The sequence below is a fragment of the Williamsia sp. Y712 genome (genome assembly GCF_059445525.1).
On record NZ_JCAIUN010000001.1, the window covers coordinates 2190534 to 2214004 of the forward strand.

21 protein-coding genes and 2 tRNA genes are annotated in these 23471 nt (G+C 63.8%); 12 read left to right on the forward strand and 11 right to left on the reverse strand.

All coding sequences use genetic code 11. From position 1 onward, the window contains the following. Positions 1 to 136: 136 nt before the first annotated feature. Positions 137 to 1081, forward strand: a complete 945-nt coding sequence (gene nudC / locus AC1D75_RS09940; RefSeq protein ID WP_495515071.1) for an NAD(+) diphosphatase — start codon at positions 137 to 139, stop codon at positions 1079 to 1081. A 19-nt stretch (positions 1082 to 1100) separates the two neighbouring features. On the opposite strand, the gene AC1D75_RS09945 is transcribed toward nudC, so the two are convergent. Continuing rightward, the gene (locus AC1D75_RS09945; protein ID WP_495516034.1) at positions 1101 to 1325 is read right to left on the reverse strand and encodes a mycoredoxin; all 225 of its coding nucleotides are present in this window, start codon (positions 1323 to 1325) and stop codon (positions 1101 to 1103) included. Positions 1326 to 1479: 154 nt separating this feature from the next. Between AC1D75_RS09945 and AC1D75_RS09950 the strand changes: the two genes are divergently transcribed. After that, the gene (locus tag AC1D75_RS09950; protein ID WP_495515072.1) at positions 1480 to 3564 is read left to right on the forward strand and encodes an ATP-dependent DNA helicase UvrD2; all 2085 of its coding nucleotides are present in this window, start codon (positions 1480 to 1482) and stop codon (positions 3562 to 3564) included. Positions 3565 to 4062: 498 nt separating this feature from the next. Beyond that, positions 4063 to 4386, forward strand: a complete 324-nt coding sequence (locus tag AC1D75_RS09955; protein ID WP_495515073.1) for a WhiB family transcriptional regulator — start codon at positions 4063 to 4065, stop codon at positions 4384 to 4386. A gap of 73 nt (positions 4387 to 4459) precedes the next feature. On the opposite strand, the gene AC1D75_RS09960 is transcribed toward AC1D75_RS09955, so the two are convergent. The 3 genes from AC1D75_RS09960 to AC1D75_RS09970 all read right to left on the reverse strand — a co-directional run bounded on the left by AC1D75_RS09960 (position 4460) and on the right by AC1D75_RS09970 (position 8209). After that, entirely contained in the window at positions 4460 to 5776 is a 1317-nt protein-coding gene (locus AC1D75_RS09960) for an ABC1 kinase family protein (protein ID WP_495515074.1), read from the reverse strand. Positions 5777 to 5824: 48 nt separating this feature from the next. Further along, entirely contained in the window at positions 5825 to 6724 is a 900-nt protein-coding gene (locus AC1D75_RS09965; protein WP_495515075.1) for a hypothetical protein, read from the reverse strand. A 123-nt stretch (positions 6725 to 6847) separates the two neighbouring features. Further along, complete coding sequence (locus tag AC1D75_RS09970) at positions 6848 to 8209, reverse strand: zinc-dependent metalloprotease (protein WP_495515076.1); 1362 nt, start codon at positions 8207 to 8209, stop codon at positions 6848 to 6850. A gap of 132 nt (positions 8210 to 8341) precedes the next feature. Here AC1D75_RS09970 and AC1D75_RS09975 point away from each other — a divergent pair, with 132 nt between their 5' ends. After that, the gene (locus AC1D75_RS09975) at positions 8342 to 9397 is read left to right on the forward strand and encodes a YlbL family protein (RefSeq protein ID WP_495515077.1); all 1056 of its coding nucleotides are present in this window, start codon (positions 8342 to 8344) and stop codon (positions 9395 to 9397) included. A gap of 4 nt (positions 9398 to 9401) precedes the next feature. Here AC1D75_RS09975 and AC1D75_RS09980 read toward each other — a convergent pair whose 3' ends face one another. Continuing rightward, a complete protein-coding gene (locus AC1D75_RS09980) occupies positions 9402 to 10007 on the reverse strand; it encodes a PPA1309 family protein (protein ID WP_495515078.1) in 606 nt (201 codons plus the stop codon). Between the two features lie 284 nt (positions 10008 to 10291). Here AC1D75_RS09980 and AC1D75_RS09985 point away from each other — a divergent pair, with 284 nt between their 5' ends. The 5 genes from AC1D75_RS09985 to AC1D75_RS10005 all read left to right on the forward strand — a co-directional run bounded on the left by AC1D75_RS09985 (position 10292) and on the right by AC1D75_RS10005 (position 15744). Then, positions 10292 to 13279 (forward strand): UPF0182 family protein, encoded by a 2988-nt coding sequence (locus AC1D75_RS09985; RefSeq protein ID WP_495515079.1) that lies wholly within the window; start codon positions 10292 to 10294, stop codon positions 13277 to 13279. An 86-nt stretch (positions 13280 to 13365) separates the two neighbouring features. Further along, positions 13366 to 13439, forward strand: a tRNA-Met gene (locus tag AC1D75_RS09990). Positions 13440 to 13657: 218 nt separating this feature from the next. Beyond that, positions 13658 to 13731 (forward strand) — tRNA-Met (locus AC1D75_RS09995). A gap of 147 nt (positions 13732 to 13878) precedes the next feature. Further along, complete coding sequence (locus AC1D75_RS10000; RefSeq protein ID WP_495515080.1) at positions 13879 to 14358, forward strand: DUF5709 domain-containing protein; 480 nt, start codon at positions 13879 to 13881, stop codon at positions 14356 to 14358. Positions 14359 to 14664: 306 nt separating this feature from the next. Continuing rightward, positions 14665 to 15744: a zinc-binding metallopeptidase family protein gene (locus tag AC1D75_RS10005; protein WP_495515081.1), complete on the forward strand. Its 1080-nt coding sequence runs from the start codon at positions 14665 to 14667 to the stop codon at positions 15742 to 15744. Here the strand turns inward: AC1D75_RS10005 and AC1D75_RS10010 are convergent. From AC1D75_RS10010 to AC1D75_RS10025, 4 genes are all read right to left on the reverse strand, one after another. Continuing rightward, positions 15735 to 16067 carry a transglycosylase family protein gene (locus AC1D75_RS10010; RefSeq protein WP_495515082.1) on the reverse strand — a complete coding sequence of 111 codons (333 nt, stop codon included), beginning with the start codon at positions 16065 to 16067 and terminating at the stop codon, positions 15735 to 15737. The genes AC1D75_RS10005 and AC1D75_RS10010 overlap by 10 nt on opposite strands. A gap of 337 nt (positions 16068 to 16404) precedes the next feature. Further along, positions 16405 to 17538, reverse strand: a complete 1134-nt coding sequence (locus tag AC1D75_RS10015; protein WP_495515083.1) for a lipid II:glycine glycyltransferase FemX — start codon at positions 17536 to 17538, stop codon at positions 16405 to 16407. A 190-nt stretch (positions 17539 to 17728) separates the two neighbouring features. Then, a complete protein-coding gene (locus tag AC1D75_RS10020; RefSeq protein WP_495515084.1) occupies positions 17729 to 18952 on the reverse strand; it encodes an acyl-CoA dehydrogenase family protein in 1224 nt (407 codons plus the stop codon). Positions 18953 to 19014: 62 nt separating this feature from the next. After that, on the reverse strand, positions 19015 to 20382 hold the full coding sequence (locus AC1D75_RS10025; protein WP_495515085.1) for an acyl-CoA dehydrogenase family protein: 1368 nt from the start codon (positions 20380 to 20382) through the stop codon (positions 19015 to 19017). A gap of 264 nt (positions 20383 to 20646) precedes the next feature. On the opposite strand from AC1D75_RS10025, the gene AC1D75_RS10030 reads away from it, so the two are divergent. The 3 genes from AC1D75_RS10030 (at position 20647) to AC1D75_RS10040 (ending at position 22075) form a co-directional block, all read left to right on the forward strand. Then, on the forward strand, positions 20647 to 21066 hold the full coding sequence (locus tag AC1D75_RS10030) for a nuclear transport factor 2 family protein (protein WP_495515086.1): 420 nt from the start codon (positions 20647 to 20649) through the stop codon (positions 21064 to 21066). Between the two features lie 146 nt (positions 21067 to 21212). Next, a complete protein-coding gene (locus AC1D75_RS10035; RefSeq protein ID WP_495515087.1) occupies positions 21213 to 21632 on the forward strand; it encodes an NINE protein in 420 nt (139 codons plus the stop codon). Continuing rightward, entirely contained in the window at positions 21629 to 22075 is a 447-nt protein-coding gene (locus tag AC1D75_RS10040) for a DUF2752 domain-containing protein (protein WP_495515088.1), read from the forward strand. Before AC1D75_RS10035 ends, AC1D75_RS10040 begins: the two co-directional genes overlap by 4 nt. 10 nt (positions 22076 to 22085) lie before the next feature. On the opposite strand, the gene AC1D75_RS10045 is transcribed toward AC1D75_RS10040, so the two are convergent. Both AC1D75_RS10045 and AC1D75_RS10050 read right to left on the reverse strand, forming a co-directional pair. Next, positions 22086 to 22745, reverse strand: a complete 660-nt coding sequence (locus AC1D75_RS10045; protein ID WP_495515089.1) for an MBL fold metallo-hydrolase — start codon at positions 22743 to 22745, stop codon at positions 22086 to 22088. 56 nt (positions 22746 to 22801) lie between these two features. Further along, on the reverse strand, positions 22802 to 23464 hold the full coding sequence (locus AC1D75_RS10050; protein ID WP_495515090.1) for an MBL fold metallo-hydrolase: 663 nt from the start codon (positions 23462 to 23464) through the stop codon (positions 22802 to 22804). Positions 23465 to 23471: the final 7 nt, after the last annotated feature.

Below are 23471 nucleotides of genomic sequence, written 5' to 3' on the forward strand. Positions count from 1 at the left end.
GCCCTCGAGAAGCGGATCCGGGCTTAGGGTGGGGGGTGGTCCTCGCCGGCGACCGGTGCCGACCGGTTCGCCACGTCGCTGGTCACCCAGGTGGGCGCGGTGATGACCGAACAGTGGGATTCGAGAAGGGAAACCAGTGCGGCGCTTTGAGTTCGAACAGCCCCCGATGTTGTCGCGGGCGGTATACAACCGTGCCGACGAGATCCGCGAGGACCATCAGCGTCTGAAAGACGGGTGGGCGCGGGCACTTCTGCTGCAGATCGACCCCTCGGGGCGCTATCCGGTGGGTGAGGACGGCCTCGGCTGGATCATGGCGGTCGACGTCGGCGACGAACCGCCGCCGGAAGCGGTGTTCCTCGGACTGCACCCCGAAGAGGGTCACGACATGTGGGCGATGCGGTTCGATGTCATCGACGGCCCGAAGGACGATCCCCGGCGCGGCGCCCAGCTACTCGGACCGAACGAGGCCGGGATTCTCTCGACCGCACTCGGTGTCCTCAATTGGCATGACACGGCCCGGTTCTCACCGGTCGACGGTGCGCACACGGAACCGATCAAAGGTGGTTGGGCCCGTCGCAACATCATCAGCGGCCGGGAGGAGTTCCCTCGAACCGATCCCGCGATCATCACGGTTGTCCACGACGGCGGCGATCAGATCCTGCTCGGCAGGCAGAAGCAATGGCCCGACCGGTGGTTCTCGACACTCGCCGGATTCGTCGAACCCGGGGAATCACTCGAGCAGTGTGTGCTTCGCGAGGTCCACGAAGAAGTCGGCCTCGACAGCTGGAATCCGCAGTACATCGGGTCGCAGCCCTGGCCGTTCCCGCGCTCGTTGATGGTGGGCTTCGAGGTCACCGCAGACCCGGACCAACCACTCGACTTCATCGACGGTGAGATCGCGGCAGCCGAGTGGTTCGGTCGGGCAGAGGTGATCGAAGCGATTGAGGCGCAGCAGGACTGGATGAGTCCGGACGGTGACCCGATCGTCGACAACGCGCGGTTGCGGTTGCCGGGATCGATCTCGATCGCCAGCGCACTGATCCGGGCCTGGGCCTACACGCCGGCAACCGGGGTGCGCTGAACCACTGCGTCTGGTTTCTTCAGACGCCCAGCTTCTTGCGGACGTCGGCCACCGTCGGGTTGGTGGCGGTGCTGCCGTCGGCGAACTTGACGGTGGGAACGATGTGGTTGCCGCCGTTGACGCTGCCGACGAACTCGGCGGCCGAGGGATCTTGCTCGATGTCGATCTCCACCCACTCGATACCGGCGGACTTCAGGCCCATCTTGAGGCGTTTGCAGTATCCACACCAGGTGGTGGAGTACATGGTCAGAGCAGCGTTGTCGGTAGTCACGCATACATAACATCACGAGGGCCGACGGTGTTCCCGTACCACCTCGATGTCCTCGCCGAGCCCGGTCGAGTCGGTGCGGGACCGTCCGGCCGAACCTCTGTCGGTGGCCGTTGGGATACTGATCGCCATGGATGCCTCACTTGACCCGCAGCAGCAGGCCGCTGTGCTCGCACCCCGCGGGCCCGTCTGTGTCCTGGCCGGCGCAGGCACAGGCAAGACCCGCACCATCACGCGCCGGATCGCGCATCTGGTCGGCGACGGACATGTGCGGGCCAGTCAGGTCCTGGCGGTCACCTTCACCTCACGCGCCGCCGGTGAGATGCGCACCCGACTCCGTTCGCTGGGGATCTCCGGTCAGGGAAATGCGGTGCAGGCGTTGACGTTCCACGCCGCCGCGATGCGTCAGCTGCGGTACTTCTGGCCGCAGGCAATCGGCGAAAACCAGTGGGAGCTGCTCGACAACAAGTTCCCCGTTGTCTCCCGCGCGGCGCGGGCCGTCGGAGCGCCGACCACCACCGAATCGTTGCGCGATCTCATCTCGGAGATCGAATGGGCCAAGGGTTCACTGATCGGGCCGTCGGATTACCCGGCGGCGGTGGCCAAAAGCCGTCGCGAGTCACCTATCCCGGCCGAGCAGGTGGCACTGGTGTACGAGCGCTACGAGCAGGCGAAGGTCTCTCCGGCGGGGGATCAGCTCCTCGACTTCGACGATCTGCTGCTGATGACACGGGCCATCCTCGACGATCATCCGGTGATCGCCGAGGAGTTCCGGGATCGCTATCGCTGCTTTGTCGTCGACGAGTACCAGGACGTCACCCCGGCGCAGCAGTCGCTGCTCAACGCCTGGCTCGGGCCACGCGACGATCTGACCGTGGTCGGTGACGCCAACCAGACCATCTACTCGTTCACCGGGGCCACGCCCCGCTATCTGCTGGATTTCTCGCGGCGGTTCCCCGACGCGACCGTGGTCCGCCTCGAGCGCGACTACCGGTCCACTCCGCAGGTGGTGGAGCTGGCCAACAGCGTCATCGGGGCCGCCCGCGGGCGAATCGCCGGCACACGTCTGCAGTTGATCGGGCAGCGAGACCCCGGTCCGCAGCCCGACTTCGCCGAATACGACGACGAACCGGCCGAGGCGAAAGCCGTCGCCCGTTCGATCAAAAGGTTGATGAAGTCCGGTGTGCCCGGCTCGGAGATCGCGATCCTCTACCGGATCAACGCCCAGTCCGAGGCCCATGAGCAGGCGCTGACCGCCGCCGGGATCCCGTACCAGGTGCGAGGCGGCGAGGCGTTCTTCTCGCGGTCGGAGATCAGGCAGGCGATGCGCGCGGTCAGCCAGACCGCGCAGCGCGACGATCTGCCCGCCGAAGCCGAGACTCTCACGCTCCTTCGGGCGATCCTGGTCCCGCTGGGCCTGACCGAAGAGGCGCCCGCCGGTGCGCAGGCCCGCGAACGCTGGGAGTCCCTGCGGGCGCTGGTGACGATGACCGAGGACATGCTGGCCGAGAACGCCGACCTGACCCTCACCGAGTTGTCCCGCGAACTCGCCGCGCGAGCCGAGGCGAGGCATCCACCGACGGTTCAGGGTGTGACGCTGTCGTCGCTGCACGCCGCCAAGGGCCTGGAGTGGGATGCGGTTTTCCTGGTTGGCCTCGTCGACGGTTCGATGCCGATCAGTCAGGCCATCAAGGCAGGCGAAGACGCCATCGAAGAAGAACGCCGGCTGCTGTACGTGGGTGTCACCCGTGCGCGGGAGCACCTGCAGCTGTCGTGGGCGTTGTCGCGGAACGAGGGTGGCCGGGCCTCGCGGCGTCGCTCTCGCTTTGTGATCAATCTCGTTCCCGACGACTCTCCGGCCTCGAAGATCGCCGAACCCAAACGAACGCGGTCCGGACCCAAGTGTCGTGTCTGTGGAAAGCCGTTGTTGGGCAAGACCGCAACGCTGCTGGGCCGCTGCGAGCGATGCCCCTCCGACCTCGACGAGGGATTGCTGCTCGCGCTCAAGGAGTGGCGCAGCGGACGGGCGAAGGAACAGAAGGTTCCCGCCTACGTGGTGTTCACCGACAACACGCTGATCGCGATTGCCGAACAGCAACCTGGCGATGTCTCGGCTTTGGTCGGCATTCAGGGGATCGGGCAGAAGAAGCTCGATCAGTACGGGGAGGACATCCTCACGCTTGTCCGGGGCGGGAAAACCGCAGGTCAAAAATAGGTTGTGCGTTTTCTGGGCAGCCCCTACTGTGGACAACAACATTGTGTGACACAGAGGACAAAATCATGCGCGGTTGCGCAGAGGAGCAGGAGAGGAGAGGTTCGATGATTGATTTGTACAACGCCGAGAGCGCAGTCGATCATGCCGTCACGGCATGTGCCTCATGGCATCGGCAGCCGCCCCTCGCTGCCCGTCCGAAGGCCGTTCATACTGCGCACGCCGCCGCCATCAAGCCGGAATTCCTGGCTATGACAGCAGCAATTCCGGCGTTCATGCCGCCGACGGTGGTAGCAGTCCGTCGCCGAGCCCGCCACGCGTTTCCCGTGTTCTCTCAACGAATAGGGATCTGACACAGTTCAGACTCCAGATGAGGCCACGGCGAATCGCAACAGCGAAACCGTGGCCTCTTTTGTGATCTGAGAACAATTCTTGTTCCACCACAGTCGAGGCCCGGTCCCAGATCAATCCGAGCACACATTCGACAGTGGAGGAATCCCAATGACCGAGTTACTCGAGTCATACCGTGACAACAGGTCCGGCGACAACAGTTTCGGGGCCGGCGGACTCGCACTGGATGCATCCAAAACGGAGCTTCCGTGCCAGATGGTGGACAGCGACCTGTGGTTCTCTGAGAACCCGGGTCAACTCGAGCAGGCCAAGGCGCTGTGCATCGAGTGCCCGCTGCGGCAGGAATGCCTGGCCGAGGCGCTCGAACGCGCTGAGCCGTGGGGCGTCTGGGGTGGCGAGATCTTCGATCAGGGCGCCGTCATCGCCCGCAAGCGTCCGCGTGGCCGACCTCGCAAGAACCAGACAGCGGCATGACATTTCCCTTTCGCAACCAAAAGCGGGCGGACACAACAACTCTTGTGTCCGCCCGCTCTTTGATGTGAAAGCCCTATTCGGCCAGGCCGGGAACCCACTTCTCCATGATGGCGCGGTAAGGCGCTTCGGCGTCGAGTTGTGCCGCGATGCCCACGCATCCGCCGAGCACCCGGAACACCATCACATACTCTTTGGGACAGTTCAGGTTTCGTGAGGTCTTGTAGACGTCACCGCGCGGGTCGGAGGCGGCACCCGCGGCGCGCTGCAACCATTTCCGGGTGAAGTGGAACGACTCGCTGTAGAGCGGATCGACGTACGGGCGTAGATACGCCTCGAGGTCGGCCGGGGTCACCTTGTCCTGGTGGGAACGCTGAATGAAGTTCGCGCGCACCATTTCTTCTTTGAGTTCGTCGTATTTCTTGTCGCGGCACAGACGAAGGATCTTCCCGGTGGCCGCAGGCAGCCCGTCCGGGTAGTGGCCAACGGCGCCGAAATCGAGGATCGCCATGCGGCCGTCCGCGAGGAACTGGAAGTTGCCCGGATGTGGATCGCCGTGGACCAAACCGACGCGAGTGGGTGAACTGACCTCGAACTCGGTCATCTTGGCGGCGGCGTCGTTGCGTTCGTCCACGGTGCCGTTCTTGATCACCTTCGACATCGGTGTGCCGTCGATCCACTCGGAGACAACCACTTTCGGTGCAGAGGCAACCACGCGCGGAACCACGAAGTTCGGGTCGCCTGCAAAGGCCTTGGCAAAGGCCCGCTGGTTGTTCGCCTCGAGGGTGTAGTTGAGTTCGTCCTCGGTGCGCTCGATCAGCTCATCCATCATCGACTTGACGTCGGTGCCGGGGGAGAGTCGTTTGAGCAGGCCGGTCATGCGCGACAGCGTTTTCAGGTCGGCCTTGAGCGCGTGATCCGCTCCCGGGTACTGAACCTTGACGGCCACTTCACGTCCGTCGTGCCAGATTGCCTTGTGTACCTGGCCGATCGACGCGGATGCGGCCGGTTCATCGGAGAAATCCTTGAACCGCTCACGCCATTTGGTGCCCAATTGGTTGTCCAGGACCGCGTGCACCTTCGCGGTCGGCAAGGGCGGTGCCTCGGCCTGCAGCTTGGTCAGCGCGTCGCGGAACGGCTCCCCGAACTCCTCGGGAATCGCGGCCTCCATGATGGAGAGCGCCTGCCCGACCTTCATCGCCCCGCCCTTGAGCTCGCCGAGTACTGCAAACAGCTGTTGCGCGGCCTTTTCCATCATGTCCGCGGTGATCTCGTCTTTGTCCCCACCTGCGAGCCGCTTACCGAAGCCCGATGCTGCTCGTCCCGCCACCCCTAGCGGAAGCGCGGCGAGCTTGGCGTTGCGCCGCGCCCCTCCGCGTGTGATCTCAGCCATTGAGTTTCCCCTTTCCGATGGACCCGAGCTTAGTGGACGACGGTTGGTTCATTGCGGTAGCCGACAGCCGCACAATGGATGTGGTGACCAGCCCCGGATGACCAGCGATGAGGGGTCCGCGCGGAACTCGATGGTGGCGTCGAGGCTGGTCGGCGCAGGAAGGGGTCGGGCGCCGCGCCGATCGGGACGGGTTGCCGCTGCCACGTGTTCGACCTCGGCCTGCACGATCGCGGCGGTTCCGGCGATGGTTGCCGACCCGGCCCAGCCGCTCTGACCCAGAAGCTGGGCACTGACGATCGGCCAGTCCCGGTCCCGATCGCGGCGGTGATGGTCGGCGCAGTGCAGACAGCTCGACAACCCGGGCAACACCATCGGACCGACCACCCCGGTTCCATCGCGTAGACGGACCATCAGGTGTGGGATCCGGTGCCGCATCAGACAGGACACCAGCCACGGATCGTGACTGAGGAAGTCGGTGAGGATCACCAGATCCGTGGCCCAGGTGACCATCCGGTCCTCGTGGGTGATCGGATCGACCTCGCCGTCGAACAGTCGTGGCCGCCGGACCGACTGCACAATCGAGAACTCCGGCTGGGCAAGGGCGCTCGCCGTTGCGTCGGCGAGTGGACCGGCACCATGGATCCTGATCTGCATCGGGGTGATCGAAGGTCTGCTGTGGTGGGCGGTACCGGCGTCGACCAGCGCGTCGAGTAACTCGCGGACCTCGTCGGCCGTCAGACCCGCCGCCGCTGCCCGAGCTGCGGTGTCCTCGGGTGTCTGTGGACCGGTCAGCGACCGCAACAGCGCAGCAAGCCGGTCCGGGACAACATGTGCCGGCGGATCGATGATCACTGCCCGGTCGGGGTCGTATCCGACCTGGATCCGGCCGCCGGGCCGGAGCAAGATCACCGCTCCGGCCCGGAGCAGCGGCAAAGGCGCGAGTGTCATGGCAACACCGAACCAGACCAGTGACGTCCGATGTGTCCGTCAGCGGCGGGTTATCCACAGGTCATCGACGCCTTGACCAGCGAGAACGCGGCCTGTTGATGTTTGATCGGGATCTGCGGTCGGTCAGGCGGTGGGGGTGTCGTCGCCTGCGGGTCCCTTGCCTTCTTCTTCGCGCTGGCGGGCCTCGTCGGCGAGGGTCTTCTCGAGCTGGGCCATCGGATCGTCGAACGGGTCGCTGCCGCCGCCGATCACCCGGTCGATGAACGCAGCCGGATGATCGAGATCGTCGGCATCCGGCATCAGATCGGGATGTGCCCAGACACCGTCGCGGGTCTCGACATCCGAGGACTCGGCGAGCTTGCGCCACAGGTCGGCGGCTTCACGGAGCTTGCGCGGTCGCAGCTCCAGTCCGATCAGTGTGGCAAAGGTCTCCTCGGCCGGGCCGCCGGTGGCGCGCCTGCGACGCATGGTCTCGGTCAGTGCGGCCACCGACGGGATCCGATCGGAAAGTGCCTGGGACACGACCGTTTCGACCCAGCCCTCGATAAGTGCGAGGAGCGTTTCGAGGCGGGTGAGCGCATGTTGCTGTTGTGGGGTGGTCTTCGGTTCGAACGCCGCGCCACCGGACATCAACTCTTCGAGCTTGCTCGGATCCGACAGCAGGGTGGCCGGATCGATACCGGCGGCCGCGTCCTGGATGCCGGAGAAGTCGATGCTGATCCCGCGGGCGTATTCCTCGACCGTTGCGAGAAGTCGCTGGCGCAGCCAGGGCACGTGGGAGAACAGCCGGACGTGCGCGGCTTCACGGGCGGCGAGGAAGACAAGGATCTCTTGACTGGGCTGTTCGAGTCCCTCGCTGAAGGCATTGATCGCCTCCGGCAGCAGAACCGCGGTTCCGGTGGGCGCCAACGGAAGACCGATGTCGGTGGAGGTGAGCACCTCCTGGGCGAGCTGGCCAAGGCCCTGGCCCAGCTGGGTCCCGAAGGCCATGCTGCCCATCTGGCTGACCATGCCCATCATCGGACCGGCGAACTGCTTCGCCTCGTCCGGGAGATTCGTCGACCAGCTGCCCGCGATCTGTTCGGCCACCGGATTGCACAGCGACTTCCACGTCGGCAGCGTCTTCTCGAGCCAGTCGACCGATGTCCACGCCTCGGTGGTGGTGACGCCGGCAGGAAGGGTGGTCACGTTGTCGAGCCACACCTCGGCAAGGCGCACCGAGTCGGTGATCGCCGACAGCTCACCCTGACTGACAGGAGAGTGTTTGCCGATCTGCTGGCGGGCAAGGCTCGTCGCGACCTGGTAGTTGACCGGTTCGCCGGTGCCACCCGAACCCATGCCCGCGCCCATGCCCGACAGCATCTGCCCGAGCTGCGAGAGCATCTGGCCGAGCTGGTTCGGATCGAAGTCTCCGGGCTTCTTGCCAGGATCACCATCCCCGTCGTCGCCGGACGAAGGGGAGAAACCGAAGGGCAAGTCATTCATGCCTCCACGGTACCGGCGAATCGGTCGGTACCCCGAACGTCATCGATCAGCTCTGCGCGAAACCCGGGCAGCCGGTGAACCGGGGGCCGAGTGGGGCGGGGTCCCGGGGCGCCGACCCTCTACGCTGGGCTGGTGAAACTGCAGTCCCTCAGAATCGGTCCGGGATACCGGCGGATTGTCACCCTCTTGGTCGCGCTGGCGTTCCTGATCGTGTTCGTCCTGGTCGGCACTCTCGTGAAGGTGCCCTATGTGGCGCTCGGCCCGGGTCCGACCGTCAACACCCTGGGATCCGTGGATGGCCGCGAGGTGGTGAACATCACCGGTGCCGACCTGGATCCGACCAACGGCAACCTCAACCTGACGACGGTGTCGGTGACCGACGGCCTGACCCTCTTCCAGGCGATCGGCTTGTGGGTCTCGGGCGACGACGAACTGCAGCCGCGTGATCGGGTCTATCCGCCGGGCAGATCCAACGAAGAGGTCGACAAAGAGAACCGCCAGCAGATGACGGGGTCGGAGAACTCGGCCACCATCGCCGCATTGGACTATCTCGATCGTCCCATCGACCTCGAGGTCGCCGGTGTCGCCGATGACGGCCCGTCCGTCGGCAAGCTGCAGTCCGGTGACGAGATCGTTGCGCTCAACGGCACCTCGATCGCCACGTCCGTCGCACTTCGTGAGGCACTCGCCGAGATCCCGCCGGGAACCCCGGTCACCCTCGACCTGATCCGCGACGGTCAGCCCGTGACCGAAACGGTGACGCTGCAGCCGGATCCCAAAGACGAGTCAAAGGGGATTCTGGGGATCACGTTGTCGGAACAGAACGGTGATCCCAACCTGGACATCAACTTCGATGTCGGCGACATCGGGGGACCGTCGGCCGGCCTGATGCTGACCCTGGCCATCATCGACAAGCTCAGTCCGGGTGAGCTCAACGGCGGCGAATTCATCGCGGGCACCGGCACGATCGATTCGTCGGGCGATGTCGGGGAGATCGGCGGGATCCTGCACAAGATGCGCGCCGCACGTGATGCAGGCGCCACCGCGTTCCTGGTCCCGTCCGGAAACTGTGCCGAAGCCAAAACCGACGCCCCGGACGGACTCACCCTGGTCAAGGTCGACACCCTCCCCGACGCGATCAGCGCGATGGCCGACATCGACGCAGGCAGGACCCCACCGACCTGCTGATCGATCAGTCGTCGAACGGGACGTTCTCGAGCGTCGCGGCCAATGCGGCCACCAGGTTCGGTGCCAGCTCCGGATGCTGCAGCAGTTCTATCGGACCGTCGGATTCTTCGTCGTCGTCCGGTGCCAGTTGCAGCAGACACAGAGACCGGCCGTCACGAAGGACCGCGGCAGCCAATCGGGCGGTCCGGCTGTCCGGGAGGGCTTCGGCGGCGCTCCGGGCGACGTGGTCGCCCGAATCGGGGTCGGACACCAAGGGCCCGACGGCGTCGTCGAGGTCGTGCTGCGCCTCGGGCGGCAACACGATGATCTCCTGCACCAGCGCACAACCTTCGACCTCGGAAGGCCAGCTCGTGGTGGCGAGGACGTGTTCGAGCTCGGCCATCCCGCTTTCCGGGGAGACCGGCAGAGGCTCCTGCTCGATGAGCGTCAACTCCGAGGTGTCGTGGTCGTCGACCCAATCGGGTTGGGTGTCGGCGAGCAGCGCGGTGGGCACGAGGGCGAACAACTGAGGAGGTTGTCCCCAGCCGGCGGCATCGACGAACTCGATCACCTCGCGGATCGCGCTGCCCAGCGCATCAGGGGAGAGGATGGGTGGCTGCGAGTCGGTCACAACTCCATAGTCGCATTGCCGACGGGGCTTTTATGCAATGCCTCGGGAACCGGTGTGCTGGATCGACCGTTGGCAGTGACAAGAACCACACAAACCGTCGGAAGTTCGCCGTAGAGGGCGGTCTGCGCAGGGATGGGTAGTGTTCTAAGCGAATGCACAGTACTTGCGGGCCGCCCGCTCGAGGCCCCGGCTTTCACCACCTGCCGACTGCGGCTTTTCGCTAAGTAAAGTGTTCGTCAAGGACCGGCCGCGGTGCGTCCGGCAAAAGACTGGGAGTAGTTCACGTGGGAATCCGGGGTCCGGCAGCGATGCCATCGCTGTCGCGACGTAGCAAGGCGCTCATCGCAGTCGCAGTAGCCGTACTGCTGATCTTGTTGGTGGGTCCGAGGTTCATCTCGATCTACACCGATTGGCTGTGGTTCGACGACATCGGCTATCAGTCGGTGTTCTCCAAGATCATCTGGACGCGCGTGGCCGTGTTTGGGATCAGTGCCGTCATCGCCGGCCTGCTCGTGTTCGGTGCGCTCTGGCTCGCGTACCGCAGTCGGCCGGTCTTCGTGCCGACCAGCGGGCCGGGAGATCCGATCGCGCGCTACCGCACGGTCGTGATGAGCCGGATCCGCTGGTTCGCGATCATCCCGTCGGTCTTGGTCGGTCTTCTCGCCGGTCTGGTGGCACAGGGCTCGTGGGCAACGATCCAGGTGTTCTTGCACGGTGAGTCGTTCGGGATCAAAGATCCGGAGTTCGGCCTCGATGTCGGTTTCTACGCGTTCGATCTGCCGTTCTACCGGTTTGTCCTGAACTTCCTGTTCGTCATCGTGGTGATCGCGTTCATAGTGAACCTGGTGACCCACTACATCTTTGGTGGAATCCGCTTGGCCGGACGTGGGGGATCGCTCACCAATGCGGCCCGCATCCAGCTCGCGGTCATCGCCGGAACCTTCCTGCTGCTCAAGGCGGTTGCCTACTGGCTCGACCGGTACACCTTGCTCAGCAGCACCCGAAAGCAAGAGATCTTCACCGGTGCCAGCTTCACCGATATCAACGCGGTGCTGCCGTCGAAGCTGATCCTGATGGCGATCGCGATCATCTGTGCGCTGGCCTTCTTTGCCGGTGTCGTGCTGCGGGATCTGCGTATCCCGGCACTGGCAACCGCGATGATGCTGCTCTCGGCACTGGTCATCGGTGTCGGTTGGCCCGCGGCGATGGAACAGTTCTCGGTCAAGCCGAACGCCGCAGAAAAAGAAGCCGAGTTCATCAGCCGGAACATCACGGCCACCGAGCAGGCGTACGGCATCGGTGAGGACAAGATCAATTATCAGGAGAACTGGACCGGCCAGCCGGTCAACCAGGCTCAGGTCGATGCGGACGAGCCGACCCTTTCCAACATTCGAATCCTTGATCCGAATATCGTGTCGCCGGCATTCACCCAGCTCAAGCGCCAGCAGAACTTCTACGGATTCCCCAGTCAACTGGCGCTGGACCGGTACACCGTCGACGGTCAGTTGCGCGATTTCGTGGTCGCGGCGCGAGAGCTCGATCCGAGCAAGTTCGAGGCCAACCAGCAGAACTGGCTCAACAAGCACACCGTGTACACCCACGGCAACGGATTCATCGCTGCGCCGGCAAACACCGTCAACGAAGCGGTTTCGAACGAGAACGATGTCACCAGCGGTGGCGGCGAGCCGGTGTTCTACGTCAGCGACCTGAGCAACTACGAGACCGAGGAATACAAGGACACCGCCCCGATCAAGGTCGCCCAGCCGCGGATTTACTTCGGTGAGCTCATCGCCAAGGTGAATCCCGACTACGCGATCGTCGGTTCGGACAACGGCCAGTCGCGGGAGTTCGACACCGCCGATTCGACGTACACCTACCAGGGCGATGCCGGTGTGCCACTGTCGAATTGGTTCAACCGGATGGCGTATTCGATCAAGTACACCGAACGCAACATCCTGCTGTCCGGTGCGATCAACGAGAACTCGAAGATCATCTACAACCGTGACCCCCGCGACCGGGTGAAGAAGGCGGCGCCGTGGCTCACCGTCGATTCCAAGACCTATCCCGCCGTGATGGCGGACGGTTCGGTCAAGTGGATCGTGGACGGATACACCACCCTGGATGCCTACCCCTACGCACAGAAGATGTCGCTGGACGACGCGACGTCCGATGCGCAGGAACTGAATCAAGGCCAGACGGGTCGATCACAGGTCAACAAGCAGGTGTCCTACGTACGCAACTCGGTCAAGGCGACGGTGGATGCGTATTCGGGCGAGGTCAAGCTGTATCAGTTCGACGAACAGGATCCGGTACTCAAGACCTGGATGAAGGTCTTCCCCGACTCCGTCGAGTCGCGCGCCGATTTCGACAAGAACGTCAGCTTGAGCGAGCACGTGCGGTACCCGGAGGATCTGTTCAAGATCCAGCGGTCGCTGCTGACCAAGTACCACGTGGACAGCCCACAGACCTTCTTCCAGGGCGACGCATTCTGGTCGGTGCCTGCCGATCCCACCGACAGTGCGGCCGTCACACGGGGCCTCGATCAGCCGCCGTATTACTTCGTCGCGGCGGATCCGGAGTCGAAGGAGCCGTCGTTCCAGTTGACCTCGGTGTTCAACGTCTTGAAGCAGGAGTTCCTGTCTGCATACCTGACTGTCTCGTCTGATCCCAAGAACTACGGGCAGATGACCATAAAGACATTGCCTGCGAATACTCAGCGCGAGGGACCGAAACAGGTTTTCAGTGCGATGGAGACAGACGGTCGAGTCGCCGAGAGTCGTAAGAACCTCGAGAACACCGCGAATGTCACGTTCGGCAACCTGCTGACGTTGCCGGTCGGCGACAACGGCATCTTGAGTGTGGTCCCGATGTACGCCCAGGCAAAGAGCACCGCGGGTACCTTCCCGCGACTGTTCAGGGTGATCGTTCGGTACAACAACAAGATCGGGTACGCACCGACGGTTGCCGGCGCCCTTCGAGGTGTTGGGATCGATCCTTCGTCGGTGGCCGAGATTTCCGAGGCCGACGTCGAACCGACCACTCCGCAGCCGCAGGGACAGACGTCGGCAACCCCGGAGCAGACACAGGCACCGGAAAGCACTCAGGGAGCCGTTCCGGCCTCGCCGGAGCGCGATGCGGTCATCGATCGGATGAATACGGCGATCGGGGCGATGGAAGAGGCCATGAAGTCGGGCGACTTCACCGCCTACGGCAAGGCTCAGTCTGATCTGCAGACGGCCATCGCGGACTATGAGGCATTGCCCACGAATTAGCGTTCGCGCAGTTCAGGGCAGGTGATGCGCGTTACAGGCCGGCGATTTGGAGCTGGAAGTGTCGGCCTGTAACGTTGTATTCACACCGCGGGGTGGAGCAGCTCGGTAGCTCGCTGGGCTCATAACCCAGAGGTCGCAGGTTCAAATCCTGTCCCCGCTACGAAGGTCAAGAGGCCCTCGAGACAATGTCTCGAGGGCCTTTTGCGTTGTCCGGACTTTGTGGGTCGAGGGCGATGGGTCGAGGGTTCAGAAGTCGGCTACAGATGTCGGGGCACCAAGCCCGACGATGGGTGCGACGCAGCGGTCAAGGGTTCTTTTGCCTTGGTAGATAAGGCGATTTGGTTTCAGATGCCCTCGCCTGTAATGTTGTTTTTACACCGCGGGGTGGAGCAGCTCGGTAGCTCGCTGGGCTCATAACCCAGAGGTCGCAGGTTCAAATCCTGTCCCCGCTACGAAGGTCAAGAGGCCCTCGAGACAATGTCTCGGGGGCCTTTTGCGTTGCGTTTCCAAGCGCGCATTTTTCTCATGCCTGCGAGGCCCGCGGAGCGCCCATCTGTGAGAAAGATGCGCGGCGCCGATCCTGGTGGCATCGTGGGTAGATGACCAACATTCCTGACGGCACGCCGGAAGGTTCGACCGGCGAGTACAGCCTGGACGAGGACGATCAGCTCCAGCCCGAAGACACCCTTGACTACCGGGGCGTCGACGACATCCTCGATGAGGGCTATTCGCCGCCGGAACGACCGCTGGGGACCGACAAGTTCGGTCTGACGCCGGCCGAGCAGGCCGCCGGTGAGAGTCTGGCCCAACATCTGGCCGAGGAAGAGCCTGATCCCGCCTCGACGGCGTACCAGCCGGAGAATCCGAAAGAGGACTGGCGCAGTGACGAGTTCGACTCGGATCCGGAGTTTCCCGTCGACTATGAGGTCGGCAATCGGCGCGCCGGACGGTTGGTCGCACCCGATGAAGGCACCGCGGTCCACGACATCCAGGAACGGGTGGCGACCGACGCCGGTATCGACGGCGGGGCGGCCTCGGCCGAAGAAGCCGCCGTGCACGTGATCGACGACGAGGACTGATCGAAAGACCGACAGCTGCGAGAGCAGATCATCGTCGATGAGAGCGAACATCCGCGGGTAGTCCCCGGGCCCTGGCATGCGTTTGGAGTGTCCGGGCATCCGGCCACCTCCAGGGCGGGTCGATAGGCCGGTGTGGAGCCGTAGAAGGCCAGTAGCGCCCGCACGCCTGCCGATGCAGTGGTGAGTTCGGATTCGCTGCGGCCGGCCGGCACCGCAGATCATCCGATTGCGGTGGTTTGGTTGATGTTCACGATTTGATGGTCGGTGTCCCGTACCAATCCGGACACTCTGTGCCAGGCTGTGGATATGCGCGCTTTCGACTGCCCGGAATGTGGCGGACCAGCCCCGTTCGAGGCACAGAGCTGCCCCACCTGCCAGGTACCGCTGGCGTTCCACCTGCCCTCGATGCGACTTGTTGCCATCCCCGGTGACGCGGTCACGATCGACGGCACCCGACTGTTGCGGTGTTCGAACTGGGCATGGGAGTGCAACTGGCTCGTTGCCGACGATTCCGGCAGCGGACAGTGTTTTGCCGGATCGTTCATCCGCACGCGGCCGGACGCCGATGACACCCTGGCCCTGGAAAAACTGGCGCAGACCGCGAAGTCGTTGCGCCGGTTACTTTTTCAGTTGATCGATCTGCGCCTGCCTGTCGAGCCCTACTATCGCCATGACGGTGGACTGGCCTTCGATCTGCTCTCGAGCCGAACGTCGGGTACCCCGGTGGTGATCGGGCATGCCGGTGGCGTGATCACCATCGACCTCGCTGAATCGCTTGACGCGCACCGCGAATCGTTGCGGGTGCGCCTTGGTGAACCGTATCGGACGATGCTCGGCCACTTCCGCCACGAGGTCGGCCACTACTACCAGAGCATCTTGGTGGAGAACGGTCCTATGATCGACGAATGCCGGACCCTCTTCGGGGACGAGCGAGCGAGTTATGCCGATGCGATGAACCGGCACTACAGGTTCGGGGCACCGCAGGGCTGGGAGCGCTCCTACATCTCCGAGTACGCCACGATGCATCCGTGGGAGGACTTTGCCGAGTGCTTTGCCCATTACCTGCACATCACGGACACGTTGGCGACGGCGTCCGAATCCGGGATGGTCGTGCACGCCGACCGGGTCAAGTGGAAACTGGCGGCCGATGTTCTACCGCGCACTGACTATTCGGGCGCCGGTATCGACGCGTTGCTCGGGGACTGGCACGTGCTCTCCGAGCTGTTCAACCGGGTCAACCAGTCGATGGGCAAGGGCGACCTGTACCCGTTCACGATCTCGGAACCGGTCGTGGCAAAGCTGGAGTTCGTGCACCGCGTGGTGGCCACCGCCGGAGCCAGGCGTTCGGCTCCGGCGGTGACCACTCAGGGTGCTGGTCAGGCGTAGAGGTTCTGGCCGCAGACCGGCCAGGCGCCGACACCCTGCGTGGCAAGGACGTTCTCGGCCACGCGGATCTGTTCTTCGCGACTGTTGTCGGAGGCGCTGCCGACACCGCCGTTGGCCTCCCAGGTGGACTGGGAGAACTGCAGTCCGCCGTAGTAGCCGTTGCCGGTGTTGATCGACCAGTCGCCGCCACTCTCGCACTGGGCGACAGCGTCCCAGTTGTGCGCACCCTCCGCGGACGCGTTGGCAGCGAAGGCACCCAACGGTGCCAGGGTCAGCGCGCCGGTCACAGCGGTCCGGACGGCAAGCTTACGAAAATCGGTCATTGGTTTCCTCCTCGCACCGCAGCTCCCGAATCTCGGGCAGCAGGGGATCGGTGATCTTCCGTTGACATGCCCAGGTCCCTGAGCACGTTGGCGACGGTACGGGTGGATCACGGAAAGGTCACGTCGAGGGTGTTTCAGTGCTAAAGACCAGTGCTGCTTGGGTTTTCGGTCGATGCAGGTCAGTGGGGAGAAAGCACGTCACTTCAAATGCGTGCTTGAACACCGATTGTGGCGGGGAACACAATCCGAGTGCCGGTTATGTCGGCTTTTTTCGGCGTCGAAAATCATTGGGCCACATGCAGATCCATCGGTCACGTCGACGTCTCGGAACCTGCACTCAGTAGTAAAAGTCGCGCCGCACGAGACGCGAGAACCTGCGGACCTCGCGTTCCCCCACCGTGCTCCAGAATGCGAACGCCTTTCGGCGCAGGGGCAGGTCGTAGGCGCCGATATGGTCGATGATCTCGGTGGTGAAGCCCAGCTTGAACTCTCCGACGCCGTGTAGGGGATGCGTCGGGTCGCCTGCGCGCGCCGATGGGGGAGCCCCGCACATATCGTGTTGCACGCAACCGTTCTCCTTGGCCCACTGGATGATCCCCCACTGCATCGCGTGGCCGACACCATGGGCCCCCAGGCCGCACTGTGCGGACGAGTCGGCCTGTCGCCGCACAGAAGCGCCTTCTTTGTACAGGCTGGTCTGCGCAAACTTCATCGCGAACGCCCCGGCGATGACCTCGTCCTCGCTGCGCACAAAGGCCATCTGCCCATCACCGGACGATTCGTACATTTTCCAGCAGGTGGCGTAGTACTCGAAACTTCGGATCCCGAACCGCTTCCCGGCCGTCGCTGTCAGGAGGTCGTAGAGGATACGGCAGTTGGCCTCGGACGCCCGGACCCGCTCGACGATCACGCCGTCTCGCTCGGCGCGCCGGATGGCGCGACGGGCGCGCCTACCGAATCGGGCAAGGACCTCGTCCAGTTCGCCGGAAATGTCGAGAACAACCGTTGACCCGTTGGGAGCGATAGGCCTCGCCGGCCGGAAACCTCGATCAATCAGTTGTCGGCGATCCGATTCGTCGAAACGGATTCTGGGCTCGATCTTGATCGCGAAAACACCTCGGGTGCGGGCGAATCCGGCGAATGCGTCCACGGTCTCGATCACGCCCTCCACATTGGCGCGACCCGGGCCGCCGGGTAGGAACCACAGCCTGCCGAGTGCTGGCACTCGCTTCTCGTGGACGGTCACGGCCATCCCATTGACGAGAAGATAGATGGGATGGTAGCGACCAAGTCTTTTCAGCTCGGCGTAAGCGCGACTGCGCCACAGGTCGCCGCCGTCAGGATTGGCCATGATCAGGTCGTCCCAGCGATCGATCTCGGCCGGAGTCGCAAACCTGACCGGTTCCGGATCGAACTCGACGTCATCGGTGCGGTCGCGCAGTGGTTCGCCGCGCGCAACTGGGTTCGGCACGTTTCCCCCCGGGTCATTCAGTGTGATGCAGATCACTTAAGGTGATGAGCGACACTTTATCGCGATGAAGGTCACTTCGGACCGACACGGCGGAATCTCTGGACTGAGCCAGAACGCAGAGAGTCCCGCAGGCAACCCCTCGATGCCGCGGGACTCTCTGGTGTGGGAGTGGTGAGCTCGCCGGTGGTGCCTACTTGAGTTGGGCGCTGCTCTTGCCGAGAACCCGGCGGGCGATGATCAGGTTCTGGATCTGCTGTGTGCCTTCGAAGATGTCGAGGATCTTCGAGTCGCGGGCCCACTTCTCGAGCAGGAGCCGCTCTGAATAGCCCAGGGTGCCGGCGAGTTCCACCGTTTTGGTGGTGACGTCGGTGACGGTGCGACCGGCCTTCGCCTTCGACATCGAAGCCTCTTTGGAGTTCGGCTCCTTGTTGTCGGCCATCCAGGCTGCTCGCAGCGAATGCAAGTATGCGGCTTCGTAATCCGACTCCATGCGGATGAACTCCGCGGCCGCGGCGTGCTGGTTGTTGACCGGTTTGTCGTAGTCGATCTCGACGCCGGCTTCTTCGAGCAGCCTGCGCAGCTCTTCGAGTGCGGCGCGGGTGACACCGACGGCCATCGCGGCCACCAGCGGGCGGGTGTTGTCGAAGGTCTGCATGACCCCGCCAAAGCCCTTCTTGACGTCGACTTCCGGTGAACCGAGCAGGTTTTCGGCCGGCACCCGGACGTTGTCGAAGCGCAACACGGCCGTGTCGGAAACCTTGATGCCGAGCTTGTGTTCCAGGCGCACCACCGTGAGGCCGTCGCTCTCGCGCGGCACCACAAAGCTCTTGATGGCCGCGCGACCCAGGCTCTTGTCGACCGTTGCCCAGACCACGATGTGGCTGGCGCGTGAACCGGCCGTGACAAAGATCTTTTCACCGTTGATGAGGTAGTCGTCGCCGTCGCGGGTGGCCGTGGTCGACACGGCGGCCGAATCGGATCCGAAACCGGGTTCCGTGATGGCCATCGCGGCCCACACCTTGCCGAACTTGGCGATCTGCTCATCGGTGGCCACTGCGGCGATGGCTGCGTTGCCCAGACCCTGGTAAGGGATCGTCAACATCATTCCGGCGTCGCCCCAGCAGGTTTCAAGTGCATTGAGCACCGACTGCATGTTGCCGCCGTTGACCACGGCGCCGGCGGGGAGTTCTTTGTTGCTCTTCTTCTGGCTGCGGCCGCCGTCCGCACCCGCGCCGGCAGCGCCGGCCTCGGACAGGCCGTCGTAGAGGCTGGCGAGGGTGTCGAGTTCGACCGGGTAGTCGTGCTCACGCAGGTCGTACTTGCGGGAGATGGGCCGGAAGATCTGGGCAGCGGCCTGGTGGGCCTGGTCGACCGTCGCGTTCAGCTTCCGGGGAAGCTCGAGATTGATAGCCATATCTGTCGTCTTTCAGAGAGAGTGTGACGTCGGGAACGAAGGGGGAGGCGTTGGCGATGTCCCTAGAGGACAACGATGCCTTCGCCGATGGCGGCGCCGCGTAGGTCGCGGAACCAGCGTTCGACCGGGTGCTCCTTGGTGAATCCATGTCCGCCCAGCAGCTGCACACCGTCCGAGCCGATCTGCATGCCCTTGTCGGCGGTGAGTTTGCGGGCCAGGGCGGCCTCGCGCGCAAACGACAAGCCCTGCTCGGCGCGGGCGGCCCCGCGAAGGGTCACCAGACGTATCGAGTCGAGCTCGGTTGCCATGTTGGCCACCATGAATGCCACGGCCTGGCGGTTGGAGATCGGTTCGCCGAACGCCTCGCGCTCGTTGACGTACGGGATGACGTAGTCGAGAACCGCATGTGCGGTGCCGACGGCCAGTGATGACCAACCCAGACGCGAGAGCCGGACGACGTCGCGGTAAGCGTTGTATGCGGCCTCGCCCTCTTCTTCACCGAGCAGCGCGCCGGTGGGCACGGTGACGTCGGTCAGCAGAAGCCGGCCCATTCCGGCGGCGCGGACGCCCATGCCCGGATCAGCCTCTACGACAAGGCCTTTGGTGCCGGACTCGACGATGAACAGCGAAGGGCGGCCATCGAGCTGTGCGCCGATGATGAACAGCTCCGACGAACCGGCGGCCGGGACAAAAGACTTGACGCCGTTGAGTCGGTATCCGCTCGGTACGCGAGTTGCCTTGGTCTGCAATGACATGGCGTCGAACAGTGGCCGCGGCTCGGCGATGACAACCGCCGACTGGGGCACGTTCTCACCGGCGTAGGCGGGGAGATAGGTCTTCTGCTGGGCATCGCTGCCGAACTGGGTCAATGTGGTCGCCACACCGCTCGGAGCGAGAAGCGGCAGCGCCAGGCCCATGTCGCCGTATGCCATCGCTTCGGCGACCAACGAATTGGTGACCACGCCGCGCTCACTGGCGGCGCCGTCGAATTCCTCGGGGACGTTCACCATGGTGATGCCCAATTCGGCACTGCGGGTGAGGATTGCCGCAGGAGCGGCGGCGGCGGCATCGGCGTCGTACGCGGCCGGCCGCAGGATCTCGATTGCGAACTCCTTGACGGTGTCCGCGATCATCTTCTGTTCGTCATCGGGATACAGGTTGAAGTAATCCTTGGGGGTGGTGGTCAGGCGTTTGGCCTTGCCGCCACCCTGGGCTGCCGCAAACGCGCGGTTCGCGGCGCCGATCGTCTTGAACCCGGTCTTGGTGCCCTCGTACGCAATTCGGTTGAGTGGCTCGCGAATCTTGTACTTGTCGGCGAACTCAGAGCCCGTCACCGTGGTCAGCACGCGCATGGCGGTACCGATTGCGGAGCGTCGACGGGGGTTCTTGCCAACAGCGGACGTGTCGCGGGGCTCGGTATGAGTGCTCATTCTCACCAGCTTGTCTCGTGCGTGTGTGGGCGTGACTGCTGTCCGGACGGTGCCCGGACACAGTTGATCTTACTCAACAGTAAGAACAACCTTACTCTGGAGTAAGGAGGTTTGTCACGCCCCCGGTTTTCGCCTGGTTCGCCGGCACTGGTGACGGCGGTGCTGCGGCACGCGCAGGGGCCCACCTCGTCAGATGCTCCCGAAATGTCTCGATGAGCGGGACAGCAGGGCCGACGTCACCGGCTCGCCGAGGAAGATGAAGCCATGCCCGACTTTCTTCGCGATCGCTTCGAGATCATCGACAGTCTGCACCACGTGGCCACCTTGCTCGACAGCAAAGACTGGCCGGGGTTCGCCGCGGCGCTCGCGGAGGACGCCATGGCTTACGGCCGGACCGGGGCGACCGAGGTGGTCGCCCGCGTTCGCTCCCATCTCGACGTCTGCGGTGCCACTCAACATCTGCTCGGCAACATCGAGGTCGAGATCGACGGTGACGCGGCAAGTACGCGATCGTACTTTCGGGCCTTTCACTGCGGCCTCGGAGATCTTGCCGGGGTGACGTACGAATGTCTCGGCGAGTACCGGGACGAGTGGCGACGCGGACCGTCCGGCTGGTTGCTGTCCGGGAGAGTCATCGATGTCCGTGCCGAGATCGGCGACCGGGGCGTCATCGCGCCCCGCTGAGTCCCGCGGCCGGAGGGCTCGTCGCAAGAATGAAGTGTTCTTCCTATCGTCGCTGGTCAGGCTAGTGATCCTACGGCGTCATTCAATCAATGACATTTTTCGTTTCAGGGTGTCCAACTGCACCTTCCGTGGCTTAGTGTTCCCCCATGACGCAACCTCCTCCCGGCTTTCCGCCGCCCCCGCCCCAGCCAGTGGGCGGTCCTCAGAACGACACATTCATCGTTTCGCTGTTCGGTCAGGAACAGGGCCCGATGGGCTACCAGGATCTGGCCGGGTTGGTCCGGTCCGGTCAGGTCAAGCCCGAGACCCAGATTCGTACCCAGAACAGCAGCTGGTTCCCGGTATCGCAGGTACCCGGTCTGTTCTCCTCGAAGGAGTGGCTGACCGCCCTGCTGATCTCGGTATTCGTGGGTGGTTTCGGTATCGACCGCTTCTACCTCGGATACACCGGCCTGGGAGTTGCCAAGCTCCTCACCTGTGGTGGGCTGGGCATATGGACGCTCATCGACATCGTGCTCATCGCGATGCGCAAGGTTCCCGACTCGGACGGCCTGCCGCTGAAGTGACGGCCTTGCCGACGTTGCCGACCCGACGGCGACCCGAACGAGCTGTTCGGGTCGCGGCCGGCGTCGGTGCCGCGGCGATCGTCACGGCATTCGCCGTCACCCCGGCGCTGAGTGCCTCCGGCCCCACGATGTGCCCGATGCGGCTGGTGACCGGTCTGCCCTGTCCCGGTTGTGGTCTGACCCGCAGCTGGACCGCTGCGGCACACGGACATTTCGCCGACGCCTTCTCGTACAACCTCTTCGGCCCGATCAGCTTGATCGCCGTCGCCGCGTTTGTGATCGCGGTTGCCGTGTTGCAAGTGCGAAAGCGCCCGATGACACAGGTCGTTCGGGTGCTGCGCAATCCCATCCTCATCGCCGTCGTAGCACTCTGGGTGCTCTACGGAATCGCCCGCGTGGTCGATCAACTCGCCGGTAGTGGCATCTTCCCTGATGTGGTTTAGCTGAGCGTCCCTATGTGACCGTCAGTGCATCCTCGTCCGGTAGAACGGTGAATTCTGTTGTGGGATATTTCAGATCGGTCAGCCGTTTCCGGTACAGGCCCATTCCCGCGTCGTTCAGCATGCCCTGGTGGATCGGAAAGCTCAGACGTGGGTTCACTGCGCGGACGTAGTCCACGACCTCGCTGATCTTCGCCCACAATGCCAGCGGCACGGCCAGCACGTCGACCTTCTCGTCCGGGACGAACAGGGAATCACCCGGGTGCATGAGCTGCCCCGGATTGCTGCTGTCGCCGAGCAGGTATGCGACGTTGTCGATGGTGGGCATGTCCGGATGGATCACTGCATGGGTGCCGCCGCCGACACGCGCGGTGAGCGCTTCGATGCTGACCTCGTCACCCGGGTGGGCGGCGGTCCAGGTGCCCGCGACGTCGTCGCGGTTGAGTTGTGCTGTCGTCTGCGGGTCGGCGTACAAGGCCGCGTCGGGATTGCCCGCCACCAGATCTGGCAGGGCATCGACGTCGACATGATCGGTGTGCTGGTGGGTGATCAGGATGGCGTCGAGACCGGTGACGCCGGTGTACCCGTGTGAGTAGATGCCGGGATCGAAGAGAACCTTGCTTCCGGCGAGCTCGGCGACGATGCAGGAATGCCCAAAATGTGTGATCTGCATCTCATGACGGGTACGCCGATGGATCGAGTGGGCAGCGCCCTCATCGCCGACATCGATCAGGTGAGTGTGAGCGCGTCCTCATCGGGGAGGACGATGAATTCCGTTGCCGGATCGCTCATTTCGGACAGTCGTGCATAGTGCAACTTCAGTCCGGCATTCGACAGCAGGCCCTGGTGGATCGGGAAACTCAGGCGCGGGCTCACTGCGCGGAGGTAATCAATGGCCTCGCTGATCTTCATCCACGGAGCCATCGCCGGCATCGCGAGTACATCGACCTTTTCGTCGGGGATGAACAGCGAATCGCCCGGATGCATGAGCTGTGCCGGATTCTTGTTGTCGCCCAGCAGGAATGCCACGTTGTCGATGGTGGGGATGTCCGGGTGGATCACCGCGTGGGTGCCGCCTGTGATGCGTGCGGTGAGCTTGCCGATCGTGAACTCGTCACCCGGGTGGGCGGCGGTCCAGGTACCTGCGACGTCGTCGCCGTTGAGCTGTGCGGTGGTCTGGGGATCGGCGTACAGCACCGCATCGGGGTTGCCTGCCACCAGATCCGGCAATGCCGCCACGTCGACGTGATCGGGATGCTGATGGGTGATCAAGATGGCGTCGAGGCCGGTGACACCGGTGAATCCGTGCGAGAAGTTGCCCGGATCGAACAAAACCTTCGTGCCGTCGAGATCGACGAGGATGCAGGAATGCCCAAAATGTGTGATCTGCATGAGATCA

Excerpts from the sequence above, each read along its gene's own strand:
- AC1D75_RS09945 (WP_495516034.1), bottom strand. The coding sequence starts at position 1,325 with ATGTACTCCACCACCTGGTGTGGATACTGCAAACGCCTCAAGATGGGC.
- AC1D75_RS09950 (WP_495515072.1), top strand. The coding sequence starts at position 1,480 with ATGGATGCCTCACTTGACCCGCAGCAGCAGGCCGCTGTGCTCGCACCC.
- AC1D75_RS09955 (WP_495515073.1), top strand. The coding sequence starts at position 4,063 with ATGACCGAGTTACTCGAGTCATACCGTGACAACAGGTCCGGCGACAAC.
- AC1D75_RS09960 (WP_495515074.1), bottom strand. The coding sequence starts at position 5,776 with ATGGCTGAGATCACACGCGGAGGGGCGCGGCGCAACGCCAAGCTCGCC.
- AC1D75_RS09965 (WP_495515075.1), bottom strand. The coding sequence starts at position 6,724 with ATGACACTCGCGCCTTTGCCGCTGCTCCGGGCCGGAGCGGTGATCTTG.
- AC1D75_RS09970 (WP_495515076.1), bottom strand. The coding sequence starts at position 8,209 with ATGAATGACTTGCCCTTCGGTTTCTCCCCTTCGTCCGGCGACGACGGG.
- AC1D75_RS10000 (WP_495515080.1), top strand. The coding sequence starts at position 13,879 with ATGACCAACATTCCTGACGGCACGCCGGAAGGTTCGACCGGCGAGTAC.
- AC1D75_RS10005 (WP_495515081.1), top strand. The coding sequence starts at position 14,665 with ATGCGCGCTTTCGACTGCCCGGAATGTGGCGGACCAGCCCCGTTCGAG.
- AC1D75_RS10010 (WP_495515082.1), bottom strand. The coding sequence starts at position 16,067 with ATGACCGATTTTCGTAAGCTTGCCGTCCGGACCGCTGTGACCGGCGCG.
- AC1D75_RS10020 (WP_495515084.1), bottom strand. The coding sequence starts at position 18,952 with ATGGCTATCAATCTCGAGCTTCCCCGGAAGCTGAACGCGACGGTCGAC.
- AC1D75_RS10025 (WP_495515085.1), bottom strand. The coding sequence starts at position 20,382 with ATGAGCACTCATACCGAGCCCCGCGACACGTCCGCTGTTGGCAAGAAC.
- AC1D75_RS10030 (WP_495515086.1), top strand. The coding sequence starts at position 20,647 with ATGCCCGACTTTCTTCGCGATCGCTTCGAGATCATCGACAGTCTGCAC.
- AC1D75_RS10035 (WP_495515087.1), top strand. The coding sequence starts at position 21,213 with ATGACGCAACCTCCTCCCGGCTTTCCGCCGCCCCCGCCCCAGCCAGTG.
- AC1D75_RS10045 (WP_495515089.1), bottom strand. The coding sequence starts at position 22,745 with ATGCAGATCACACATTTTGGGCATTCCTGCATCGTCGCCGAGCTCGCC.
- AC1D75_RS10050 (WP_495515090.1), bottom strand. The coding sequence starts at position 23,464 with ATGCAGATCACACATTTTGGGCATTCCTGCATCCTCGTCGATCTCGAC.